At 79.0% G+C, this 898-nt stretch carries 1 protein-coding gene and 1 pseudogene; both read right to left on the bottom strand.

Annotated elements, in window-relative coordinates; translation table 11 throughout:
* A partial coding sequence (locus EBM89_RS20780) for an RDD family protein (RefSeq protein ID WP_147463662.1) occupies nt 1-645 on the bottom strand: 645 nt, incomplete at its 3' end.
* Nucleotides 642-898, bottom strand: a pseudogene (locus EBM89_RS21725) (hypothetical protein); the annotation flags it as partial. The gene EBM89_RS20780 and the pseudogene EBM89_RS21725, both read right to left, overlap by 4 nt.

Below are 898 nucleotides of genomic sequence, written 5' to 3'. Positions count from 1 at the left end.
GGGTGCCGCCGGGGGCAGCGGCGCGGCCGGACCGGCGGGCGCGGCGGTGGCCGGCGCCGCGGGGTCGGCGCGGCGTGACGGGTCGTCCCAGCCCGACACCCGGCGGGAGGCGGCGAGACCACGGACGTCCACGACGACCGCGTCCCCGACGCGGTCGTGCCAGCCCCGGTACCGGCCGGAACGGTCGAACAGCGGCGACAGCAGGACGACGACCTGCCCGACCCCGCACGCGAGGACGGACAGCGCGACGACGAGGTAGCGGACGAACGCCCGGCCCAGGCCGATCGGGCGCCCCGTGCGGACGTCGACCGTGCGGAGGTGGAGCAGGCGCTTGCCGACGGTCCAGCCGCGGGTGCCGTGGAACCACCACTGCACACCGCCCCACGCGAGGAGCAGGACGGCTCCGACGGCGAGCAGCACGGGGTCCGCGGTGGTGGTCGGCGGGGTCATGGTGTCCGCACCCGCGGCGAGAGCGTCCTCGGCGGCGGCGAGCGACGCGGTGAGCACCGGCAGGTTCGCGAGCCAGACGGGTGCGGCGCAGATCGCCGTGCCGACGCCGTCGACCAGCCACGCCGCGACCCGCCTGCCGAGCGGGGCCGGGGGTGCGCCGTACGCCCCGAGGACGCGTCCGGACGTGCTGCTCATCGTCGTGCTCCCGTGCTCCGTCGTGCTGCTGACCCGCGGCGCGCGCGGCGGCGCAGCGACCGGGTCGTGATCCGTCCGCGCCACCGCTGCTTGCGCGGGGTGGCGGCCCGCATCCGGGCGAGCGCCGCGTCGACGTGCGCCCAGAAGTCCCGAGCCTCGGCCGCCGTGGGCTCGGCGGAGCCGAAGACGGCGGCGTCGGCCCGCTCGGCCAGCGCCACCACCGCGGCACCGGCCTGCGCGCCGGCGGGCGTGG

The sequence above is a fragment of the Cellulomonas triticagri genome, from assembly GCF_003696205.1.
Taxonomy (GTDB): domain Bacteria; phylum Actinomycetota; class Actinomycetes; order Actinomycetales; family Cellulomonadaceae; genus Cellulomonas; species Cellulomonas triticagri.
The sequence above is the reverse complement of the archived record's forward strand: the minus strand, read 5'-3'. Positions and strand labels throughout refer to the sequence as shown.